At 75.0% G+C, this 20,255-nt stretch carries 20 protein-coding genes; 3 read left to right on the top strand and 17 right to left on the bottom strand.

The features are described from left to right. Nucleotides 1-19: 19 nt before the first annotated feature. From LG379_RS15420 to purD, 10 genes are all read right to left on the bottom strand, one after another. On the bottom strand, nucleotides 20-595 hold the full coding sequence (locus tag LG379_RS15420) for a GNAT family N-acetyltransferase (RefSeq protein ID WP_225755487.1): 576 nt from the start codon (nucleotides 593-595) through the stop codon (nucleotides 20-22). Between the two features lie 3 nt (nucleotides 596-598). Further along, on the bottom strand, nucleotides 599-1,207 hold the full coding sequence (locus tag LG379_RS15425; RefSeq protein ID WP_225755488.1) for a GNAT family N-acetyltransferase: 609 nt from the start codon (nucleotides 1,205-1,207) through the stop codon (nucleotides 599-601). Next, nucleotides 1,204-1,971 (bottom strand): phosphoribosylformylglycinamidine synthase subunit PurQ, encoded by a 768-nt coding sequence (purQ, locus tag LG379_RS15430; protein WP_225755489.1) that lies wholly within the window; start codon nucleotides 1,969-1,971, stop codon nucleotides 1,204-1,206. The genes LG379_RS15425 and purQ overlap by 4 nt, the downstream gene beginning before the upstream one ends. Beyond that, nucleotides 1,968-2,237, bottom strand: a complete 270-nt coding sequence (gene purS / locus LG379_RS15435; protein ID WP_225755490.1) for a phosphoribosylformylglycinamidine synthase subunit PurS — start codon at nucleotides 2,235-2,237, stop codon at nucleotides 1,968-1,970. Before purS ends, purQ begins: the two co-directional genes overlap by 4 nt. A gap of 211 nt (nucleotides 2,238-2,448) precedes the next feature. Continuing rightward, entirely contained in the window at nucleotides 2,449-2,760 is a 312-nt protein-coding gene (locus LG379_RS15440) for a hypothetical protein (RefSeq protein WP_225755491.1), read from the bottom strand. Between the two features lie 93 nt (nucleotides 2,761-2,853). Further along, the gene (locus LG379_RS15445; RefSeq protein ID WP_225755750.1) at nucleotides 2,854-3,900 is read right to left on the bottom strand and encodes an alcohol dehydrogenase catalytic domain-containing protein; all 1,047 of its coding nucleotides are present in this window, start codon (nucleotides 3,898-3,900) and stop codon (nucleotides 2,854-2,856) included. A 38-nt stretch (nucleotides 3,901-3,938) separates the two neighbouring features. Next, on the bottom strand, nucleotides 3,939-4,976 hold the full coding sequence (locus tag LG379_RS15450) for a zinc-dependent alcohol dehydrogenase family protein (protein ID WP_225755492.1): 1,038 nt from the start codon (nucleotides 4,974-4,976) through the stop codon (nucleotides 3,939-3,941). Between the two features lie 109 nt (nucleotides 4,977-5,085). Further along, a complete protein-coding gene (locus tag LG379_RS15455; protein ID WP_225755493.1) occupies nucleotides 5,086-6,657 on the bottom strand; it encodes an amidohydrolase in 1,572 nt (523 codons plus the stop codon). 31 nt (nucleotides 6,658-6,688) lie between these two features. Continuing rightward, nucleotides 6,689-7,663 (bottom strand): phosphoribosylaminoimidazolesuccinocarboxamide synthase, encoded by a 975-nt coding sequence (locus tag LG379_RS15460; RefSeq protein WP_225755494.1) that lies wholly within the window; start codon nucleotides 7,661-7,663, stop codon nucleotides 6,689-6,691. Beyond that, the gene (gene purD, locus LG379_RS15465; RefSeq protein ID WP_225755495.1) at nucleotides 7,660-9,024 is read right to left on the bottom strand and encodes a phosphoribosylamine--glycine ligase; all 1,365 of its coding nucleotides are present in this window, start codon (nucleotides 9,022-9,024) and stop codon (nucleotides 7,660-7,662) included. Before purD ends, LG379_RS15460 begins: the two co-directional genes overlap by 4 nt. A 313-nt stretch (nucleotides 9,025-9,337) precedes the next feature. On the opposite strand from purD, the gene LG379_RS15470 reads away from it, so the two are divergent. Next, a complete protein-coding gene (locus LG379_RS15470) occupies nucleotides 9,338-10,864 on the top strand; it encodes an HNH endonuclease signature motif containing protein (RefSeq protein WP_304522799.1) in 1,527 nt (508 codons plus the stop codon). 69 nt (nucleotides 10,865-10,933) lie between these two features. Here LG379_RS15470 and LG379_RS15475 read toward each other — a convergent pair whose 3' ends face one another. From LG379_RS15475 to LG379_RS15485, 3 genes are read right to left on the bottom strand one after another with little or no spacing between them, the layout of a single operon-like run. Continuing rightward, the gene (locus LG379_RS15475) at nucleotides 10,934-11,959 is read right to left on the bottom strand and encodes a phosphotransferase (protein WP_225755496.1); all 1,026 of its coding nucleotides are present in this window, start codon (nucleotides 11,957-11,959) and stop codon (nucleotides 10,934-10,936) included. A 51-nt stretch (nucleotides 11,960-12,010) separates the two neighbouring features. Then, complete coding sequence (locus LG379_RS15480; RefSeq protein ID WP_225755497.1) at nucleotides 12,011-13,297, bottom strand: adenylosuccinate synthase; 1,287 nt, start codon at nucleotides 13,295-13,297, stop codon at nucleotides 12,011-12,013. A gap of 41 nt (nucleotides 13,298-13,338) precedes the next feature. Further along, the gene (locus LG379_RS15485; RefSeq protein ID WP_225755498.1) at nucleotides 13,339-13,755 is read right to left on the bottom strand and encodes a DUF3151 domain-containing protein; all 417 of its coding nucleotides are present in this window, start codon (nucleotides 13,753-13,755) and stop codon (nucleotides 13,339-13,341) included. A gap of 141 nt (nucleotides 13,756-13,896) precedes the next feature. Between LG379_RS15485 and LG379_RS15490 the strand changes: the two genes are divergently transcribed. Continuing rightward, the gene (locus tag LG379_RS15490; protein ID WP_225755499.1) at nucleotides 13,897-14,289 is read left to right on the top strand and encodes an STAS domain-containing protein; all 393 of its coding nucleotides are present in this window, start codon (nucleotides 13,897-13,899) and stop codon (nucleotides 14,287-14,289) included. Nucleotide 14,290: 1 nt separating this feature from the next. Here the strand turns inward: LG379_RS15490 and LG379_RS15495 are convergent, their stop codons facing one another. Then, nucleotides 14,291-16,411, bottom strand: coding sequence for a SpoIIE family protein phosphatase (locus tag LG379_RS15495; protein ID WP_225755500.1), 2,121 nt, complete (start codon nucleotides 16,409-16,411; stop codon nucleotides 14,291-14,293). Between the two features lie 103 nt (nucleotides 16,412-16,514). Here LG379_RS15495 and LG379_RS15500 point away from each other — a divergent pair, with 103 nt between their 5' ends. Beyond that, on the top strand, nucleotides 16,515-17,003 hold the full coding sequence (locus LG379_RS15500; RefSeq protein WP_370634542.1) for an STAS domain-containing protein: 489 nt from the start codon (nucleotides 16,515-16,517) through the stop codon (nucleotides 17,001-17,003). A 112-nt stretch (nucleotides 17,004-17,115) separates the two neighbouring features. On the opposite strand, the gene fbaA is transcribed toward LG379_RS15500, so the two are convergent. The 3 genes from fbaA to LG379_RS15515 form a co-directional block, all read right to left on the bottom strand. Next, entirely contained in the window at nucleotides 17,116-18,138 is a 1,023-nt protein-coding gene (gene fbaA, locus LG379_RS15505) for a class II fructose-bisphosphate aldolase (protein ID WP_225755501.1), read from the bottom strand. A 141-nt stretch (nucleotides 18,139-18,279) separates the two neighbouring features. Next, nucleotides 18,280-19,596 carry an acetyl-CoA C-acetyltransferase gene (locus LG379_RS15510; protein ID WP_225755502.1) on the bottom strand — a complete coding sequence of 439 codons (1,317 nt, stop codon included), beginning with the start codon at nucleotides 19,594-19,596 and terminating at the stop codon, nucleotides 18,280-18,282. Then, nucleotides 19,593-20,255: a CoA transferase subunit B gene (locus LG379_RS15515; RefSeq protein WP_225755503.1), complete on the bottom strand. Its 663-nt coding sequence runs from the start codon at nucleotides 20,253-20,255 to the stop codon at nucleotides 19,593-19,595. Before LG379_RS15515 ends, LG379_RS15510 begins: the two co-directional genes overlap by 4 nt.

Below are 20,255 nucleotides of genomic sequence, written 5' to 3' on the forward strand. Positions count from 1 at the left end.
GTCGTCGTCGTCGAACGCCTCAGCCGGTGGCGGTGAGCCGCTCCTCCAGCCGCGTCCGGACCACAGGCCACTCGGGCGCGAGGACGGAGAAGTACACCGTGTCGCCGCGGGACCCGTCCGCCGCGACGCGGTGACCGCGGAGCACGCCCTCCTCCACGGCGCCGAGGCGGCGCATCGCCGCGACGCTGCGGGCGTTGCGGGTGTCGGCACGCAGCGCCACCCGGTGCACGCCCCACTCCTCGAACGCGTGGCCCAGGAGAGCCAGCTTGCAGGCCGGGTTGGTCGCGCCGCCCCACCAGGCGCGCCCGTAGAACGTGTTGCCCACCTCGCACCGCCCCATCGCCGGGTCGACGTCGTAGTAGGAGGTGGCACCGCGCACCTCCCCGTCGGGCCCGAGGACGGCGAAGGCGTACCGGGCCGGCGTGCCGTGCGCCGCCTCGACCCACGCCGCCATGTCGGCGGTGTGCCGGGGCGTGGGCGACGTCATACCGAACCACAGCCTGTCGTCGACGAGCCGGTGGAGGCCGGGTGCGTGGGCGACGGTCAGCGGGACGAGGGTGACGTCACCCGCCGTCAGCGTGAGGTCGTGCTGCACGGCTCAGGCGTCGCCGCGCAGGTCGATCGCGAAGCAGAAGGACGACGGCTCGTCGGCGTACGGACCGTAGTTGGGGATCCGGTCGTACCCGCGCGAGGAGTACAGGGCGATGGCCGCGGTCAGCCGGTCCCCCGTCTCCAGGACGATCCGCTCGATCCCGAGAGCCCGCGCGACCCGCTCGAGCTCGCCGACGACGACGCCCGACAGCCCGCGCCCACGGAACGCGGGCCGGACGAACAGCCGCTTGAGCTCGGCGGTACCGGCACCGTAGGTCGAGCCGTCGCGCAGGGCGGCGCATCCGGCGACCTGCCCGTCGACGTGCACCAGCACCGTCGCCAGCATCTCCTCGTCCGGCAGGTGCTGGCAGACGTCGCCCTGGCCGTCGTAGATCGCGGCGATCTCCTGCTGCTGCTCGAGGCGGAGGGCCTGCGCCGTCGGGTGCGTCCACGGCATGTGGGTGATCGTGATGCCGGGCGCGACGAGGCGCGCCTCCCCGTGCGGGGTCGGGACGGACCCGGTGAGCCGCCCGGTCGCCGGGGACGACGCGGGCACGGGCGGGGTGACGGAAGCCTCAGCCGGGACCGGCGCGGTCGGCGTGGCGGCCGCCGTCATGCGGCGGACCGCCGGACCAGCGTCGACAGGACGGAGGTGAAGAAGCGCAGGCCGTCCGTGCCCGTACGCGGACCGTGCGGGCCGTCGGGGCCGAAGCCTGGCTCGACGGCGTGCTCGGGGTGGGGCATGAGGCCGACGACGTTGCCGTCGGCGTTGCAGATGCCCGCGATGTCCCGGCGGGAGCCGTTGGGGTTCCAGCCCTGGTAGCGGAAGACCACGCGGCCCTCCCCCTCGAGCTCGTCGAGGGTGCGCTCGTCGGCGACGAACTGGCCGTCCTGGTTCTTCAGGGGGATGGTGATGCGCTCACCCTGCGCGAACTCGCGCGTCCACGCCGTGTCGACGTTCTCGACGGCGAGGACCTGCTCGCGGCAGAGGAACGCCCGGTGGTCGTTCTTGATCATCGCGCCGGGCAGCAGGTGCGCCTCGGCGAGGACCTGGAACCCGTTGCAGATGCCGAGGACCGGCATCCCCCCGCGCGCGGCGTCCACGACGCTGCCCATCACGGGCGCGAACCGGCTGATGGCGCCCGCGCGCAGGTAGTCCCCGTAGGAGAAGCCGCCGGGCAGGACGACGGCGTCCACGCCGTGCAGGTCGGCGTCGGCGTGCCACAGGGGCACCGCCGTGCCGCCGGCCAGCCGGACGGCGCGCGCCGCGTCCCGGTCGTCGAGCGTCCCGGGGAACGTCACGACACCGACCCGGGCGCCGCCGAGCCGGGTCGAGCCGTCGCCCGACGCGGAGGCAGCTGCTGGGGTCCCGCCGGTCATGCCGGCGCCCCGTCGTGCTCGTCGGCCGGCCCGACGCGGACGACGTCCTCGATGACCGGGTTGGACAGGAGCGTCTCGGCGGCCTTGCGCACCTGCTCGAGGACCTCGTCGGTCACGGGGCCCTCGACCTCGAGCTCGAACCTCTTGCCCTGGCGCACCCCGGTGAACCCGTGGAAGCCGAGCCGCGGCAGCGCGGACGCGACCGCCTTGCCCTGCGGGTCGAGGATCTCGGGCTTCGGCATCACATCGACGACGACACGTCCCACGGAGACTCCTGTGCTGGATCTGTGCTGGAGGTCCAGCCGGGGCCGGACTCTGACGAGGCGCCCCGGGCAGCCCGCGTCGGCGTTCCCCCCGGATGCGGCGCCAGACTACCCGCCGGCCCGACGCGGGAGCCGGGGTGCCCACCCCTCGGCGGGTGGGGCGCGTCCCCGCAGCAGCGTCGGCCGGCTCACGCCCGCACAGCATCGGGTCGGGTCAGCGGCGACCGCGCGCCGCGGCGCCGCCGGGCCCACCGAAGGTGATCGACAGCCCCGCGAGGAAGCCGAAGTCGTACCAGCCGCCCGTGTTGTGGATCTCGTAGACCCCGACGGTGTCGCTGAACAGGGAGACGACGAACGTCACCGGGGCGATGACGCCGTGCCACAGACCCCACCAGAAGCCGTAGGGGCCTGCGCCGGTCGGGTCGGCGCTCCCGGCGACGTCGTTGGCACCGGGAGCGCAGGCGGCGAGGAGGAGGACCACCCCGACGACGCCCGCGAGCGCGAGCACCTGTCGGCGTCGGGGCACCGCCACCACCTCCGCTCCCAGGCAAGCGGGCCGCGCCGTCGTCGGCCAGGGACGGACGTCCCGCCGGGACACTGGACCGGGACTCGCGTCAGGTCAGGGGACGACGACGGTCATCCCGGCACCGGCGGCACCGTCGCCCATCGCCGCGAGGGCGGCGGGCACCTCGTCCAGGCCGATCTCCCGCGTCACCAGGCGGTCCGGCCGCAGCACCCCGGCGGCGACGGCCTCGAGCATCGCCGGGTACTCGTGCGCGGCCATGCCGTGGCTGCCGTAGAGCTCGAGCTCCCAGGCGATGACGCGGTCCATCGGCAGGGGGGTGCGCTCGTCGCCCGCCAGCAGCAGGCCGACCTGGACGTGGCGACCGCGTCGCCGCAGGCCGAGCACCGACGCGACGGCGGTCGCCCGGGAGCCGAGCGCGTCGACCGAGACGTGCGCACCGCCGTCGGTCGTCGCGACGACGCGCGCCGCGACCTCCTCGGGCGTCAGGCCCGTGGCGTCCACGACGTCCTCCGCCCCGGCGTCGCGGGCGGCTTCGAGGGCCGCCGCCGAGACGTCCACCGCCACGACGCGCGCCCCGCCGGCCGCGGCGATCATCACCGCCGACAGCCCCACGCCACCGCACCCGTGCACGACGACGCGGTCGTTCGCGCGGATCCGCCCGTGGACCATGAGCGCCCGGTACGCCGTGGCGAACCGGCACCCGAGGGAGGCCGCCGTGACCGCGGACATCGCGTCCGGCAGCCGCACGAGGTTGACGTCGGCGTGGTGCAGCGCGACCCGCTCGGCGAACGAGCCGGCGTGCGTGAACCCCGGCTGCTCCTGCCGCTCGCAGACCTGCTGCTCCCCCGCCCGGCACGCGTCGCAGGTCCCGCACGCGCACACGAACGGGACGGTGACGCGGTCGCCCTCGCGCCAGGACCGCACCTCCCGGCCCACCTCGACGACGGTCCCGGCCAGCTCGTGCCCCGGCACGTGCGGCAGCGTCACGCCGTCGTCGTGCCCCATCCAGGCGTGCCAGTCGCTGCGGCACAGCCCCGTCGCCTCGACGCGGACGACGACGCCGTCGGCCGGGCACGCCGGGACCGGCACGTCGACCACGCGCCCGGTCCCGCCGAACCGCTCGACGACGACGGCGCGCATGGTCGCGCGCGCGCCGTCCGCCGAGGGCGCCAGAGGCATCACGGGCGCAGCAGGGTCTTGATCGCGCGCCGCTCGTCCATCGCGGCGTACCCCTCGGGAGCGCCGTCCAGCGGCAGCTCGAGGTCGAAGACGGGCGACGGGTCGATCGTGCCGGCGAGGACGTCCGCGAGGAGCTCGGGCAGGTAGGCGCGCACGGGCGCGACACCGCCGCGGACGGCGACGTTGTTGCTGAACATCGCGCGGATCGGCAGGCCGTCGTCGAGCCCGTTCGGCACCCCGACGTAGCCCACGGTGCCGCCGGGCCGCGCGATCGCCACCGCGGTGTCCCAGGACGACTGCATCCCGACGCACTCCATGACGTGCGGCAGGCCGATGCCGTCCGTGAGCTCCTGGACGCGCGCGACGGCGTCGTCGCCCCGCTCGGGCACCACGTCGGTCGCGCCGAACCGACGGCCGATCGCGATGCGGTCCTCGTGCCGCCCGAGCAGGACGATGCGCTCCGCGCCGAGGCGGTGCGCGGCGAGCACCCCGCACAGCCCGACGGCACCGTCGCCGATCACCGCGACGTGCGAGCCGGGCCCGACACCCGCCGCGAGCGCAGCGTGGTGCCCCGTGCCCATGACGTCGGAGAGCGCCAGCAGCGCGGTCAGCCGCTCGTCGTCGGGGCCGACGGGCGCGGCCACGAGGGTGCCGTCCGCGTACGGCACCCGGACGGCCTCGCCCTGGCCGCCGTCGGTGCCGTTCCCCCAGATCCCGCCATGCACGCAGGACGTGTGCACGCCCGCCCGGCAGTGCACGCAGGTGCCGTCGCTCCAGGTGAACGGGGCGATGACGACGTCGCCGGGCCGGACGGTCGTGACGTCGGCGCCGACCTCCTCGACCACGCCGAGGAACTCGTGACCGATGCGCGCAGGCCCGCCCTCACGCGGGCCGGGACGCCGGTACCCCCACAGGTCGCTGCCGCAGATGCAGGAGAGGAGGACGCGGACGACGGCGTCGGTGCGCTCGGACAGGACCGGGTCCGGCACCTCCTCGACGCGGATGTCGGAGCCGCCGTGGATGAGGGTCGCCTTCATGGTTGCCCATCCTGCGGCCCGGGACCGGTCCGCGCGAAACCGGCCCTGCCCTCCCGGCCGCCGGCCCCGGTCGACGGTCACAGGTCGTCAGCGATCGGGCCCCGGCTCGTCAGAAGGTGCGGTGGGTCCAGCGGCCGGCGAGCAGCGTCGCCGCGACGGGCATGGCCCGCAACGCGGCGCCGCGGGTCGTCAGCGGGTCCGCGTCGAGCACCGCCAGGTCCGCGGGCTCCCCGACGGCGACGCGCGACCGGACGCTCGCCGCGAGCGCGACCCCGACGGGCAGCGCCTCCTGGGGCTGCCACGGCTCCCGGCCGTCACGGGCGCGGTCCACGGCCGCGGACACGGCCAGCCACGGGTCCAGCGGCGCCACCGGTGCGTCTGACCCGAACGCGAGCCGCACGCCCGCCTCGTGCAGCCGCCGCAGCGGGAAGGTGCGCTGGGCACGGTCGCCCCAGTAGCGCTCGACGACGTCCCGGTCGTCCATCGCGTGCTCGGGCTGCACCGAGGCGACGACGCCGAGCCGGGCGAAGCGGGCGACGTCGTCGTCCGCGAGGAGCTGCGCGTGCTCCACCGAGCCGCGGGCCCGCGTCGCCTCGAAGGCGTCCAGCGCGAGGGCGTTCGCACGGTCGCCGATGGCGTGGATCGCGCAGTGGATGTCGTGGCGGGTCGCGTACGCCATGAGCGGCACGAGCTCGTCACCGGCCACGTTGAGGATGCCGTGGGCGTCGGGGCCGTGCAGCCCGTCGTAGGGGTCGTGGCAGTACGCGGTGCGGGTGTTGAGCGACCCGTCGCTGATCACCTTGAACGGCCCCAGCGTGACCAGCCCGTGCGTCCCGCCGACGACGTCGCCCGTGGCCAGCTCCCGCGCGACGGCACGGTCGAGGTGGTCGCGCCAGATGCCCGCGGCGACGCGCAGCTGCGTCATGCCGCCCGCGACCCGGCGCTCCCAGACGGAGACGTTGTCGGCCATCTCCAGGTCGACGACCCCGACGACCCCCCGGGCGGCGGCCGCGGCGGCCGCGTCGCCGACCCACCGGTCGAGCTGGTCCGTCGGCACCTCCTGCAGGGCCGCGAGGAGCGGGAACCAGTCCTCCTCCCGCAGCACGCCGTCGTCGTGCCCGACGACGCCGAACCGGCGCAGCGCGGCCGTGCTCAGCCACGCGCTGTGCAGGTCGCCGCACACGACGACGACCGGCGTGGGCCGCAGACCGGCCGCGGCGAGCGCGTCGTCGAGCACGGACGCCGTCGGCGGCTCGGGCCACAGGCCGTCGCGGAAGCCCACGGCCATGAGGAGGGAGTCGTCGTCGGCGCCGCGCTCCCGCAGGCGGCCGACGAGGAGCGCCGCCGCCTCGGGCGCGGACGTCGCCGCGGACACGTCGAAGCGCTGCCGGGCGAGCGCCCACTGGCCCATGTGGACGTGGTGGTCCCACAGGCCGGGCAGGACCCACCGCCCGTCGAGGTCGACGACGACGTCCCACGGCCGGGGGTCGAGGCGCTCGCCGGGTGCGGAGACGGCGGCGACGACGCCGTCCTCGAGGCGCACGTCGACCGGGTCGTGCGGTCCGTCGGGGTGGTCGCCGGAGGTGCCCGTGACGGAGGGGGCCGCGCCGGGCCCGTCGGGCAGCGGGACGACCCTGGCGTGGCGCAGCAGCGTGCTGCCGGTCGGGAGCGTGCTCGTCACGCGCGCAGCGTACGGCGCCGAGCAGCCCCGGTCAGACGGTGAGGTCGCGGCCGGTGAGCCGCCGGAACGCGTCGAGGTAGCGCTCCTGGGTGCGAGTGACGACGTCGTCGGGCAGCGGGGGCGGCGGGGCGTCCGCCGCGCGGTCCCAGCCCGAGGCCGGGGACGTCAGCCAGTCCCGGACGTACTGCTTGTCGAACGACGGCTGCGCGCGCCCCGGGCGCCACTGGTCGGCGGGCCAGAACCGCGAGGAGTCCGGCGTGAGCACCTCGTCGCCGAGGACGACGGTGCCGGGGGCGATGGCGTCGGGCGCGTCGGGCTCGCCGGCGTCCTCCGCACCGAGGCGCTTCGCCGCGGTCCGCCCGAACTCCAGCTTGGTGTCCGCCAGGATGACGCCGCGCTCGCGGGCGAGGCCCTCCGCACGTCGGTACACCGCCAGCGTGAGGTCGCGCAGGAGGGCGGCGTCGTCGGCCCCGATCCTCGCGGCGACCGCCTCGAAGGTGACGTTCTCGTCGTGCTCGCCGACGGCGGCCTTGGTGGCCGGCGTGAAGATCGGTTCCGGCAGGCGTGACCCGTCCTCGAGACCGCCGGGCAGCGGCACGCCGCAGACGGCACCACCGGCGCGGTACTCCACGAGCCCCGAGCCGGTGAGGTACCCCCGCGCGACGCACTCGACGGGGAACATCTCCAGGCGCCGGCAGACCATCGCGCGGCCGGCGACGGCGTCCGGCACGCCGGCCGGCCCCGGCTCGGCGGTGACGACATGGTTGGGCACGAGGTCGGCCAGCTGCTCGAACCACCAGAGGCTGAGCTGCGTGAGGACCGTGCCCTTGCCGGGGATCGGCGTCGCGAGGACGTGGTCGTACGCGCTGATGCGGTCGCTGGCGACGACGAGCACGACGTCGCCGTGGGCCTGCGCCGCCGGGGAGCCCGGCTCGGGGACGTACAGGTCCCGGACCTTGCCGGAGTAGGTGTGCGTCCAGCCGGGCAGCTGCGGCGCCGTCGTCACGACGCGTCCTCGTCGAGCACGGGCATGCGCGACGCGATGTCGGTGCGGTGGTGGGAGCCGCGCAGGCTGATGTGGGCGACGCCCTCGTACGCCGTGGCGCGGGCCGCCGCGAGGTCCGCGCCGACGCCGACGACGGACAGCACCCGGCCGCCCGAGGAGACCAGGGCGCCGTCGTCGGTCGCGGTGCCCGCATGCAGGACGTGGACGCCGGGGACCGCCTCGGCGTCCGCGACGCCGTCGACCGGGTCGCCCGCCCGGACGGACCCCGGGTACCCGTGCGCGGCGACGACGACGGTCACCGCCGCCTCGTCGCGCCAGCGCAGCGGCGGGAGGTCGTCCAGACGCCCCTGCGCGGCGGCGAGCAGCACCTCCGCCAGCGGCGTCGCCAGGCGAGGGAGCACCACCTGCGTCTCCGGGTCCCCGAAGCGGGCGTTGAACTCGATGACCCGCACGCCGCGCGACGTGAGCGCGAGGCCGCAGTACAGGACGCCGGCGAACGGCGTTCCGCGGTGCCGCATCTCGTCGACGGTCGGCTGGGCGACCCGGGCGACGACCTCGTCGACCAGCCCGTCCGGGGACCACGGCAGCGGCGAGTACGCGCCCATGCCGCCGGTGTTCGGTCCCTCGTCGCCGTCGAGTGCGCGCTTGAAGTCCTGCGCGGGGGCGAGCGGCACGACCGTGGTCCCGTCGCTGAGGCAGAAGAGCGACACCTCCGGACCGTCCAGGTACTCCTCGACGACGACGGCACCGCCCGGCTTGGCCAGGCAGGCGGCGGCGTGCTCGAGGGCCGCGTCACGGTCGTCGGTGACGACGACGCCCTTCCCGGCGGCCAGGCCGTCGTCCTTGACGACGTGCGGGGCGCCGAACGCGTCGAGCGCCGTGGCGACCTCGTCGACGGTCGTGCAGACGTGGGCCATGGCGGTCGGCACGCCCGCCGCGGCCATGACCTCCTTGGCGAACGCCTTGGAGCCCTCGAGCGCGGCCGCCTCGGCGCTCGGCCCGAAGCAGGGGACCCCGGCGGCGCGGACGGCGTCGGCGACCCCCGCGACGAGCGGTGCCTCGGGGCCGACGACGACGAGGTCCACGCCGAGGCGCGTGGCGAGGTCCGCGACCGCCGCGCCGTCGACGGGGTCGACGGGGTGCAGGGTGGCGAGCTGCCCGATGCCGGGGTTGCCGGGTGCGGCGTGGAGCTCGTGGTCGGTGGGGGTGGGCGCGGCGGTGTGTGCGGCAGTGTGGTCGGTGGCGTGCAGGGCTGGGTGCCCGGCGGCGTGACCGGTGGCATGTCCCCCGGCGGTCGCCAGCGCGAGGGCTCGGGTGATGGCGTGCTCGCGGGCACCGGATCCGACGACGAGGATCTTCACGAGCGGTGAGCCTATCGACGCGGCGGCGCTCGGCGGGAGGAGGCCCGGGGTGCGGACGGGGCTGGGTGGCCCAGCGACTCGTCGTGCGGACGCATCGGTGACCCGGAGGACGGCGGACTTCCCCGGTCGACCGCTGGAACGCGAGTGCCGTCCGCGTCGGCACGCCGCGGGACGACGGAGCGCGCGATCGACCCTGGGCCCATGCTGTCGGCGTCGAGCCGGGCGCACAGGTGAGCCGGTCGGGGGGCGCGTCAGCTCGCGCCGGTGCGCTCCGGAAGACCCCGTGTCACACCGTGGCACTAGCATCGAACACATGTTCGAACTGTCGAGCGAGGTGCGCACCGCGGACGACGACGTCGCCGCGGCGCTGGCCTACGCGCGGTCGGTCGCGGGCAGGTCCCACGTCGCCGAGGACCTGGCGATGCACTGGGCGCTGGCGCACCCGGAAGCCGCGCGCCTGGCAGCCGCTCGCCCGGGCCCGGCGCTGACCTGGCGACTGACGGACCTCGCCGTCGCCGACGCCCCCAGCGAGGACCTCCTCGAGGCGCTCGGCGCCTGGGAGCGCACGGCGGCCTGGGTCGCCGCCGAGCAGGCCAGGGTGCTCCAGGAGCTGCAGCGTCGGGTCGCTGCATCGACCTGGGCGCAGAAGGGGCTCCGGGAGGACGTGGCCGGGACGCTGGCCGTGTCGGGCCGTGCCGCCGGCATCCTCTGCGACCGCGCGCGCGAGCTGACCGCGGCCCCCGAGGTGCACGACGCCCTGAGGGAGGGCGTCCTGTCCGTCCGGAAGGCCGACGTGCTCCTCCGGGACACCGGCTCCCTCCCCGCGTCCGAGGCGCGGCGCGTCCACGACGCGCTGATCGCGCAGGCCCCGCTCCTCACGGCTCCGCAGCTCGGCGCGGCCGCGCGTCGAGCCGTGCTGGAGCTGGACCCGCACGCCGCGGAGGCACGACACCGACAGGCGCGCGAGGAGCGCTGCGTCGTGCTCGAGCCGGCGGCGGACTGCATGGCGACGATCCGCGCGTACCTCCCGGCGACGGACGCGGTCCGCGCGATGCGCGCCCTCGACGCGGTCGCAGCCGCCGCAGCGCCGGAGGACCCGCGTGGGATCGACGCCCGGCGCGCGGACGCGCTCGTGGACGTCCTCGCGGCGGTCCTGGACGCCGGCGTCAGCGTGCAGGCCACCAGTCCAGGGCGCCGCAGGCGCCGGACGCCGCGCCTCAACCTCACGATCAGCACCGACGCGCTCGCCGGGGCGACCAGCACCGCCGGGTTCCTCGACGGGTACGGGCCCGTGCTGCCGAGCCTCGCCCGCCGCCTCGCCCATGAGGCCGCCTGGCACTTCGTGCGGACGGATCCCGCCACGGGTGAGGCGCTGGAGCAGCCCGGCAGCCGGTACCGCCCGCCCGAGGCTCTGCGGTCCGCGATCATCGCCAGAGACGTGACGTGCACCTTCCCCGGCTGCCGCGTCTCGGCGCAGGTGTGCGATCTCGACCACACGGTCCCGTTCGACGACACGCGTGAGGCGGCCGAGCAGACCCGGCGCAGCAACCTCACCGCGCTCTGCCGCCACCACCACCGGCTCAAGACGCACGGGCGATGGACGCCGAGCCGTGACCCCGACTCGGGTGTCGTCGTGTGGACGTCCCCGGGCGGGAAGCCGTACACGCGGGATCCCGTCGAAGCGCCGGGCGAGCCGGACCGACGTCTCGCGCGCCGGGAGGCTGATCAGGGCGGCGGTGACGTCGGTGCCGGCCACCAAGGGGCCGGCCGGGACGGTGACGTCGGCGACGACCGGTCGTCGCTGACCGGAGCCGATCCACCGGACCCGGCGCCGTTCTGACCGCGGGTAGGGCTCGAGCTCCGCGGTCACCCGTGCTCGTCATCGACGACCGTCACGCCGGCGTGCCCGTCAGGGCTGGAGCACCCGGTGCAGCGCCACGGCCGCCTCCTTGGCGAGCACCGCGTCCCCGTCTCCGATCGCGCTCTCGAGCAGGGCCGCGCACCCGTTCACGGCGACGGCTCGGGCGCGCGCGTCCGCGCCCGGCTCGACGGGACCGTACGCAGTGAGAAAGGCCTCGCGCGCAGCCCCGACGAATGCGGCGTAGCCGATCATGAGGTCGATGGCCGGGTCGCCCAGTCCGGTGTCGCCCCAGTCGATGACGCCGGTCACCGATCCGTCGGCAGCAACCAGGACGTGCCGCACGTGCAGGTCTCCGTGGAGCAGGACCTGCGGCCCGACGCTCGGCCCCGCCGCGACGGCTGCGTCGAGGACGGCCAGCAGGCCGTCGTGGTCCAGGGCGCCGCGATCCAGGCCCTCGCGCTCCAGGGCGCCGCGATCCAGGCCCTCGCGCTCCAGGGCGCCGCGATCCAGGCCCTCGCGCTCCAGGGTGCCCTGAGCCAGGCGCACCAGCCGCCCGGCCGCCCTGTCGCGCAGGGTGACGGGCTCGCCGCGCCGGTTGGGATCGACCGGCACGGTGACGCCCTGTGCCCGCGCGGCGTCGACGACGTCCTGCGCCACCTCCGGCGCGTGCAGCGCCCGCAGGAACTCCCCGAGCGCGCGCGCCGCGTGGACCCGTGCGCCGTCGGGGAGGCCGGACATCGCGATCTCGGTTCCGGGGATCCGCGGGGCACCCCAGAACGGCCGGTCGAACTCCGGCACGGGCCGCCCGACGTACGTCGGCCGCGGGACGGGCAGCGGGAGCCGGCCGTCCACCACCCGGAGCACCATGAGCTCACGCTCCGCCAGGGGCACGGCCACCGACCGGTGCACGAACCGGAACAGCAGGTCCGGCCCCACGGCGTAGACCGCGTTGTCCCAGCCGGCGGCGAACCACCGCACCGGCAGCCCGGCGAGATCCGGGAACTGCGTCCGCACCAGATGAGCCGCGAGCTCCTCGTCGACGACCCGGTCCGGCGCCCACGCGGGGGTGCTCACGTGCAGGGGCTCACGTGCGGGCGCTCACGTGCCGCGACCCATGTGCAGCGGTCACGTGAGCAGGTCGTGCCGCACGATCGTCGCCTCGCGACCCGGACCGACACCGATGGCCGACATCCGCGTCCCGGACATCTCCTCCAGCGCCAGGACGTACCGCTGCGCCGCCGCGGGCAGGTCCTCGAAGCGACGGCACTGCGAGATGTCCTCCGACCAGCCTTCCAGCTCCTCGTAGACCGGCACGGCGTGGTGGAAGTCGCTCTGGTTCTCCGGCATCTCGTCCAGGCGCCGCCCGCCGACGTCGTAGCCGACGCAGACGGGGATGCGCTCCAGGCCCGTGAGGGTGTCGAGCTTGGTCAGCACGAGGTCGGTGAGCCCGTTGACCCGCGTCGCGTAACGCGCGATGACCGCGTCGTACCAGCCGCACCGGCGCGGCCGGCCCGTCGTCGTCCCGTACTCCCCGCCGGCCTCGCGCAGCCACTGACCCGTGTCGTCGAGCAGCTCCGTGGGGAACGGACCCTCACCGACGCGCGTCGTGTACGCCTTGATGACGCCGACGACGCGGTCGATGCGGGTCGGCCCGACGCCGGAGCCCGTGCAGGCGCCGCCCGCCGTCGCCGACGACGACGTGACGAACGGGTACGTCCCGTGGTCGACGTCCAGCATCGTCGCCTGCCCGGCCTCGAAGAGCACCGTCTTCCCGGCGTCGAGCGCCTGGTTGAGCACGAGGCCCGTGTCGCACACCATCGGGCGCACCCGGTCCGCGAACGAGAGGAGCTCGTCGACCGTCTCCTCGACCGTGATCGCACGCCGGTTGTAGACCTTCACCAGCAGGTGGTTCTTCTGGTCGAGGGCGCCCTCGACCTTCTGCGCGAGGATCTTCTCGTCGAAGAGGTCCTGCACACGCACGCCGACCCGGCTGATCTTGTCGGCGTAGGTCGGGCCGATGCCGCGCCCGGTCGTGCCGATGCGCCGCTTGCCGAGGAAGCGCTCCGTCACCTTGTCGATCGTGCGGTTGTACGGCGCGATGAGGTGCGCGTTGGCCGAGACGAGGAGCTTCGAGACGTCGACGCCCCGCTCGACCAGCGCCTCCAGCTCGGTGAACAGCACCGCGAGGTCGATGACGACCCCGTTGCCGATCACCGGCGTCACGCCGGGCGAGAGGATCCCGGAGGGGAGCAGGTGCAACGCGTACTTCTCGCCGTCGATGACGACGGTGTGCCCGGCGTTGTTGCCCCCGTTGAACTTGACGACGTAGTCGACCCGCGAGCCGAGCTGGTCGGTGGCCTTGCCCTTGCCCTCGTCGCCCCACTGGGCGCCGAGCACGACGACGGCTGGCATGGTTCGACCTTCTTCCTCAGGCAGTCAGGGCCGCACCGAGGCTACCGGAGGGCTGCCACCTCGTCCGGGGACGTCCCGCTGTCGAGCAGGAACGTCCGGCAGCGGTCCGCCTCCTCCGTCTCGCCGATCGCCGCGGCCGCCTCGGCGAGGGCGAGGAGCGCACGCAGGAAGCCCTGGTTCGCCTCGTGGTCCACGGGGACCGGTCCGGCGCCCCGCCAGCCGGCACGGCGCAGCGCGTCCAGGCCCCGGTGGTAGCCGGTGCGGGCGTAGGCGTACGCGGCGACCGGGTCCTGCCCGAGGGCCTCCTCGGCCAGCAGCGCCCACAGCAGGGACGACGCGGGGTGGTCCGGCACGACGGCCCGCGGGTCGGCGCCGCCCGCCACGGCGGCACGCGCGGCCACGTCGGGGTGGTCGGCCGGGAGCAGGGTGGGCGCGGGGCCGCCGAGGAGGTTGTCCATGTGCCCATCCTGCACCGCGGGACGGACATGCCCTGAGGGCCGCGCCCCGCCCGACATGCACCGGTCCCGAGCCAGCACGTACAGTCGGATGCCGGGCCGCCAGGGACGGGGTGGTCCGCCGCAGCAGGGCGGGAGGCGTTGATGATCGAGATCGCGATGTCGTCGGCGACGGCGACCCTGGTCATCTCCGGCGACCTCGACCTCGGCGCCCGTGACCAGTTCCCCGAGGTGACGGCGCGGGTGACCGGCCTGCGCCGGCAGCTCCTCGTCGTGGACATGTGCGCCGTGACCTTCATGGACTCCACCGGCGCCGCGTTCCTCATCTCCCTCGCCGACGCCGGCCGTCGGCGGGGCGGCGCCACGGTGCTGCGCGGCTGCGACGAGCGCGACCTGTTCGTCCTCGAGGTGTGCGGCGCCCTGGACCTGTTCCGCATCGACCAGGACCACCGGTGCTCGGCGGAGGAGATCGCCGCGCGGGCCGAGACCGCAGAGGCCCTGCAGGTCAGCGACGACCCCGGCGACGAGCGCCTCTGACTCAGGCCCCGGGCTGCTCCTGCTGCATCGCAGCGGTGATCGGCAGCGGCCGCACCCGCGCCCACACGACCTTGCCGGTCCCGGCCGGGCGCCATCCCCAGTCGGCGAGCCGCTCGACGATCCGCATGCCGTACCCGCCGACGCGACCCACGTGCCCGTCGGTCGTCACCGGCGGCGTGGGGTTGGCGTCCTCGACCTCGATCCGCAGGCCGTCCCCCGTGTCGTACAGCCGCAGCTCGAGGTGGCCCCACCCGTGCAGCACGGCGTTCGCGACGAGCTCCGACACCACGAGCTCCGCGCTCGACGCCCCGGGGATGCCCCAGGCCGCACACGTCCGCAGCACCGCCTGGCGGGCGCGGCCGATCGACGACGGCTGGCTCGGCAGGGACCACCGCCGACGACGCAGCGCACCTCCCCCGTCCTGCCCGTCGGCCGCCGGGTCCGGCACGCGCACGACGACGACGGCGACGTCGTCCTCGGGCTTGTCCGCGAGGCGCGAGAGCAGGTCCTCGCCGACGCCCGCGGCGTCCTGGCGGCCGAACAGCGCCGCGGCGTCGACCAGCGCCTCGAGGCCGTCGCGCATGCGGCGGTCGCGCCGCTCGATGAGCCCGTCCGTGTAGAGCACGAGGACGTCTCCGGGCCGCAGGTGGATCGACCCGGCGGTCCGCTCCCCCGTGCCGAACCCGATCATCGGCCCACCGGCGTCGTCCAGCCGCATGACCTCGCCGTCACGTGAGACCAGGGGCGGGAGGTGCCCGGCCCTCGAGTACCCCGCCGTCCACCCGCCGCCCTCGTCGTCGCGCCGGAGGGTCACGAGCACGAGGCTGGCGGCCCGGGGCACCTGCATGCCGGCCACGAGCTGGTCGACCTTGCGCAGGACCTCTGCGGGCTCGGGCATCCCGAACACGTAGGACCGGACGACCGAGCGCAGCTGCCCCATCGCGGCTGCCGCCTCGACGTCGTGGCCGACGACGTCGCCCACGACGAGCGCCACGTGCTGCGCGTCCGGCTCGAGCACGTCGAACCAGTCGCCTCCGACCTGGGCGTGCGCGGAGCTGGGTGCGTAGTAGGTCCAGACGTCCAGGTCCCTGACCTCGGCCTGCTGGGGCAGCATGGCCCGCTGCAGCGTCTCGGCGAGGCGGTGCTCCTGCGCGTAGAGCCTGACGTTGTCCGTGACCGTGCCGATGCGCCGGGCGACGAGCGGCAGGACGAGCTGCTCGTGCTCGTCGAGGTCCGCCAGACCCCGGCCGCCCAGCGGCACCGTGACCTGGACGCCGAGCGTCCGCCGCCGACCGGGGATCGCGTGGACCACGGCGACCGCCCGGTCCCGGCGCCCCAGGCGCTCGCGCACCTGGTCGACCAGCCATGCGGTCGTCTCCCCTGCGGCATCGGCGTCGAGGCGCACCTCGACCGGCCCCTCGACCGCGCCGTCCAGCAGCTGCTGGACGACGTCGGCCGCACCGCCCGCGTCGTCGTCGGGGCGGCGGTCGCGGTGCCGCCGCGTGGACCTGCCCTCGGGGACGGTCGCGGCGATGCCGTCGACGGCGCGCAACCCGCCCTCGTCGAGGAAGTACGCCGCGAGCTCGACGACGTCGTGCTCCAGGAGCCGCGCGACCTCGCGCAGCAGGTGCGGGTCGTCGACGTCGCCGAGCAGCCGCGACACGTGCGCCACCACGGCGAGGCCGCGGCGGGCGCGGCGCTCCTCCTGCACCGAGCGCTCCAGCCCCCCGGCGTGCTCGACCCGCTCCGTCACGTCGACCTGGATGCCCACCCAGTGACGCACGACGCCGTCGTCGTCCGCGACCGGCGACAGGGAGACCTGGTTCCAGAACGGCGTGCCGTCCTTGCGGTAGTTGAGGATCGTCTCGGTCGCCGTGCGGCCCGCGGCGACGGCCGCCGCCATCCGGCGACCCACGGCCGGGTCGGTGTCCGGGCCGTGCAGGACGCTGGGTCGCCGACCGACGATCTCCTCGAGGGTCCAGCCGGTCGTGCGGGTGAAGGCGTCGTTGACCCACACGACGGGGCTGCCCGGTCCGGCGCTCGTGAGCACGAAGGAGACGTCCGTGGCGCGCAGCGCGCGGTCACGGACTTCGGCCAGGTCGTCCGGCAGTGGATTGACCATCACCCTCTACGATCGTCTAGCGTTCGACTGGACGCCACCTGCGACGACGGGTCGCGGTGAGCCGTGGCCCGACTCGTGACGGCCGCAAGACGAGGGGAGCGCCGTGCAGGAAGGTAGCGGTCAGTCGCCGGACGAGCGCGTCGACGCCCCCGAGCTCGTGGACAGCACGCGTCCGGGTCCCGTCGCGGAGTCCCAGCCGGGCTCGGTCCAGGTCATCGTCCAGGGCGGACGCACGCGGATCGTCCTGTCGGGCGAGATCGACGCCGACCTCGGGCCGGACCTGCAGGAGGCGACGACGGACGCCGAGTCGACGGGTCTGCCGATCGACATCGACACCGAGCACGTGACGTTCATGGACTCGTCCGGCATCGCGTTCCTCGCCCGGATCGCGACCCGGACGGGCAGCCGGACGCGGGTCATCCGCCCGCCCGAGACGGTGCGGTTCCTCCTGGAGGTCACGCGCATCGGCGAGCTCCTCGAGGTCGTCACCGACGCGACCCCCGACGACGACGGGCCCGATCACGGCCTGCCCACCATCGGCCCCGCCGGCCGCGGTGGACGGCTCGCGCCCACGCCCGACGACGTCGCCTGAGCGCGACCCTCTCCGGACCGGCACAGCGCGACGTACCGGCACAGCGCGACGCCGCCGCACCCCGTGGGGTGCGGCGGCGTCGTCGTGCTGCGGGACGTCAGCCCGTCGGACGTCAGCCGATCGAGTGCCCGGCGGACCGGAGCTGCTGGCAGGCCTCGACGATGCGCTGGGCCATGCCCGCCTCGGCGAGCTTGCCCCACGCGCGCGGGTCGTAGTTCTTCTTGTTGCCGACCTCGCCGTCGATCTTCAGGACGCCGTCGTAGTGGGCGAACATGTGGCCGACGACCGGACGCGTGAACGCGTACTGCGTGTCGGTGTCGATGTTCATCTTGATGACGCCGTTGTCGACGGCCTCGGCGATCTCCGCGGCGGTCGAGCCCGAGCCGCCGTGGAAGACGAGGTCGAACGGGTTCGTCCTGCCGATCTTCGCGCCGACCGCGTCCTGGATCTCCTTGAGGATCGCGGGGCGCAGCTTGACCGCACCGGGCTTGTAGACCCCGTGGACGTTGCCGAAGGTCAGGGCGGTGAGGTAGCGACCCTTTTCGCCGGCACCGAGCGCCTCGACCGTCGCGAGGCCGTCCTCGACCGTCGTGTAGAGCTTGTCGTTGATCGCGGCCTCGTGGCCGTCTTCCTCGCCACCGACGACGCCGACCTCGATCTCGAGGATCGTGCGCGCCGCCTGCGACAGCTCGAGCAGCTCGGCCGCGATGACGAGGTTCTCGTCCAGCGGGATGTCCGAGCCGTCGAACATGTGGGACTGGAAGGTCGGCAGCTTGCCGTCCTTGACCTGCTGCGCCTCGATCTCCAGCAGCGGGCGGACCCAGCTGTCGAGGTTCTTCTTGGTGCAGTGGTCGGTGTGCAGCGCGACCGTCACGGGGTAGCCCTTGGCGACCTCGGCGGCGTACGCGGCGAGGGCGAGCGAACCGGCGACGCGGTCCTTGACGGTGGAGCCCGAGGCGTACTCGGCGCCGCCCACGGAGACCTGGATGATGCCGTCCGACTCGGCCTCCGCGAAGCCCTGGAGGGCCGCGGTCAGCGTCTGCGAGGAGGTGACGTTGACCGCGGGGTAGGCGAAGGAGCCCGCCTTCGCGCGGTCGATCATCTCGGCGTAGACCTCGGGAGTGGCGATGGCCATGAAGACTCCTGCTCGATGAGGGGTGGGTTTTCCACGCCCATCCTGGCACGACCGCACCTGGGCACGCCGGGACCTCTCTCCCGTGGACGCGCCCGCACGACGTGCTCGCCCGGCACCTCGTCCGGATCCGTGGTGCGCCGCTCAGAGCTCCAGGAGGAGCGCCTCCCCCTGGCCGCCGCCGCCGCAGAGCCCCACGGCGGCACGGCCGCCCCCGCGGGCGTGGAGTGCGTGCGCGGCGTGCACGAGGAGCCTGGCCCCGGACGCGCCGATCGGGTGGCCGAGGGCGATGCCACCGCCGTCGGTGTTCACGGCCGACACGGGCACGCCCAGGTCCGCCGCCGACTGCGCCACGACCGCCCCGAACGCCTCGTTGATCTCGATGACGTCGAGATCGCCCACGTCCCAGCCCTGCCGCTCGAGCGCCGTCCGGATCGCCGCCGACGGCTGCGAGTGCAGCGCGGTGTCCGGCCCGGCCACCTGGCCCGCGGCCCGCACGGTCGCCAGCACCGTCCACCCGGACTCCTCCGCGCGCCGGCGGGTCGTGACGACGAGCGCCGCGGCACCGTCGGAGATCGGCGAGGAGTTGCCGGCGGTGATCTGGCCGTCGGGGACGAAGGCGGGCCGCAGCCTCGCGAGCGTCTCCACCGTCGTCTCCGGCCGGATGCCCTCGTCGCGGTCGACGACCGTGTCGCCCTTGCGTCCCGGCACCGTCACGGGCACGACGAAGGCCTTGAAGCGTCCCTCCTCCCACGCCGCGGCCGCACGCTGGTGCGACAGCGCCGCGACCTCGTCCTGCTGCTCGCGCGTGAGGCCGTACCGCTCCTGCGTCGTGCGGTCGGTGCACGTGCCCATCGACTCGCCCTCGTAGGCGTCGGTCAGACCGTCGTGGGCCATGTGGTCGAGCATCTGGATCGCGCCGTAGGCGGTCCCGGTGCGCGACCCGGGCAGCAGGTGGGGCGCGAGGGACATCGACTCCATGCCCCCCGCCACGACCACCTCGGCCTCGCCGGAGCGCAGCAGCCGGGCCGCGTCGATGACCGCGGTGAGCCCGGACAGGCAGACCTTGTTCACCGTGGTGGTGTGCGCGCGCATGCCGATGCCCGCCGCGAGCGACGCCTGGCGGGCCGGGTTCTGACCGGCGCCGGCCTGGAGCACCTGCCCCAGGATCACCGCGTCGACCGCCTCGGCGGGCACGCCGGACTGCTCCAGCGCCCCGCGGATGGCGGTCGCGGCGAGCTGCGTGGCCGGGACCGTGGACAGGGCCCCGCGCAGCCGCCCCTGCGGCGTCCGCACCGCGCCGACGACGACGACGTCGTCCGGGCCGGCCGCCGACGTGGGCGTCCAGTGGGGTGTCGCCGCCTCCTCGACGTCGACCAGGGGGATCGAGCCGGTGGGCGGCGCGCCCTCGGGGACGCCGCCCTCGTCGCGGCGGCCCTCGGGGCCGGTGGAGCTGCTCATGCCGTCACCTCCACGGTCTCGACCGATCCCTCGACCCGGACCGGCGCACCGGTCCGCTCCACGACCTCGTCCGGCGTCACCCCCGGGGCCGTCTCGACGAGCGTCAGCCCGTCCGGCCCGACGTCCAGCACCGCGATGTCCGTGATGATCCGGTCGACGACGCCCCGACCGGTCAGCGGCAGCGCGCACTCGCGCACGACCTTCGGCGACCCGTCCTTCGCGTTGTGGGTCATGAGCACGACGACGCGCCGCGCGCCGTGGACGAGGTCCATGGCGCCGCCGGGGCCCTTGACCATCGCCCCCGGGATCATCCAGTTGGCGAGGTCGCCGTGCTCGGACACCTCCATGCCGCCCAGCACGGCGACGTCGATCTTGCCGCCGCGGATCATCCCGAAGCTCAGGGCGGAGTCGAAGAACGCCGCACCAGGCAGGACCGTGACGGTCTCCTTGCCGGCGTTGATGAGGTCCGGGTCGACCTCGTCCTCGGTCGGGTACGGCCCGACGCCGAGGATGCCGTTCTCGGACTGGAGCATCACGTGCCTGCCCTCGGGCAGGTAGTTCGGCACGAGCGTCGGCAGGCCGATGCCGAGGTTGACGTACGCGCCGTCGGGCAGCTCGAGCGCCGCCCGCGCCGCCATCTCCTCCCTGGTCAGCGCCAT

Source organism: Actinotalea sp. Marseille-Q4924 (genome assembly GCF_916618755.1).
GTDB lineage: Bacteria > Actinomycetota > Actinomycetes > Actinomycetales > Cellulomonadaceae > Actinotalea.

What these genes read in the sequence shown, in the direction of transcription:
- LG379_RS15425 (WP_225755488.1), bottom strand. Translation starts at nt 1,207, where the DNA reads ATGACGGCGGCCGCCACGCCGACCGCGCCGGTCCCGGCTGAGGCTTCC.
- purQ (WP_225755489.1), bottom strand. Translation starts at nt 1,971, where the DNA reads ATGACCGGCGGGACCCCAGCAGCTGCCTCCGCGTCGGGCGACGGCTCG.
- LG379_RS15445 (WP_225755750.1), bottom strand. Translation starts at nt 3,900, where the DNA reads ATGCGCGCCGTCGTCGTCGAGCGGTTCGGCGGGACCGGGCGCGTGGTC.
- LG379_RS15450 (WP_225755492.1), bottom strand. Translation starts at nt 4,976, where the DNA reads ATGAAGGCGACCCTCATCCACGGCGGCTCCGACATCCGCGTCGAGGAG.
- LG379_RS15470 (WP_304522799.1), top strand. Translation starts at nt 9,338, where the DNA reads ATGTTCGAACTGTCGAGCGAGGTGCGCACCGCGGACGACGACGTCGCC.
- LG379_RS15480 (WP_225755497.1), bottom strand. Translation starts at nt 13,297, where the DNA reads ATGCCAGCCGTCGTCGTGCTCGGCGCCCAGTGGGGCGACGAGGGCAAG.
- LG379_RS15485 (WP_225755498.1), bottom strand. Translation starts at nt 13,755, where the DNA reads ATGGACAACCTCCTCGGCGGCCCCGCGCCCACCCTGCTCCCGGCCGAC.
- LG379_RS15490 (WP_225755499.1), top strand. Translation starts at nt 13,897, where the DNA reads ATGATCGAGATCGCGATGTCGTCGGCGACGGCGACCCTGGTCATCTCC.
- LG379_RS15495 (WP_225755500.1), bottom strand. Translation starts at nt 16,411, where the DNA reads ATGGTCAATCCACTGCCGGACGACCTGGCCGAAGTCCGTGACCGCGCG.
- fbaA (WP_225755501.1), bottom strand. Translation starts at nt 18,138, where the DNA reads ATGGCCATCGCCACTCCCGAGGTCTACGCCGAGATGATCGACCGCGCG.
- LG379_RS15510 (WP_225755502.1), bottom strand. Translation starts at nt 19,596, where the DNA reads ATGAGCAGCTCCACCGGCCCCGAGGGCCGCCGCGACGAGGGCGGCGTC.
- LG379_RS15515 (WP_225755503.1), bottom strand. Translation starts at nt 20,255, where the DNA reads ATGGCGCTGACCAGGGAGGAGATGGCGGCGCGGGCGGCGCTCGAGCTG.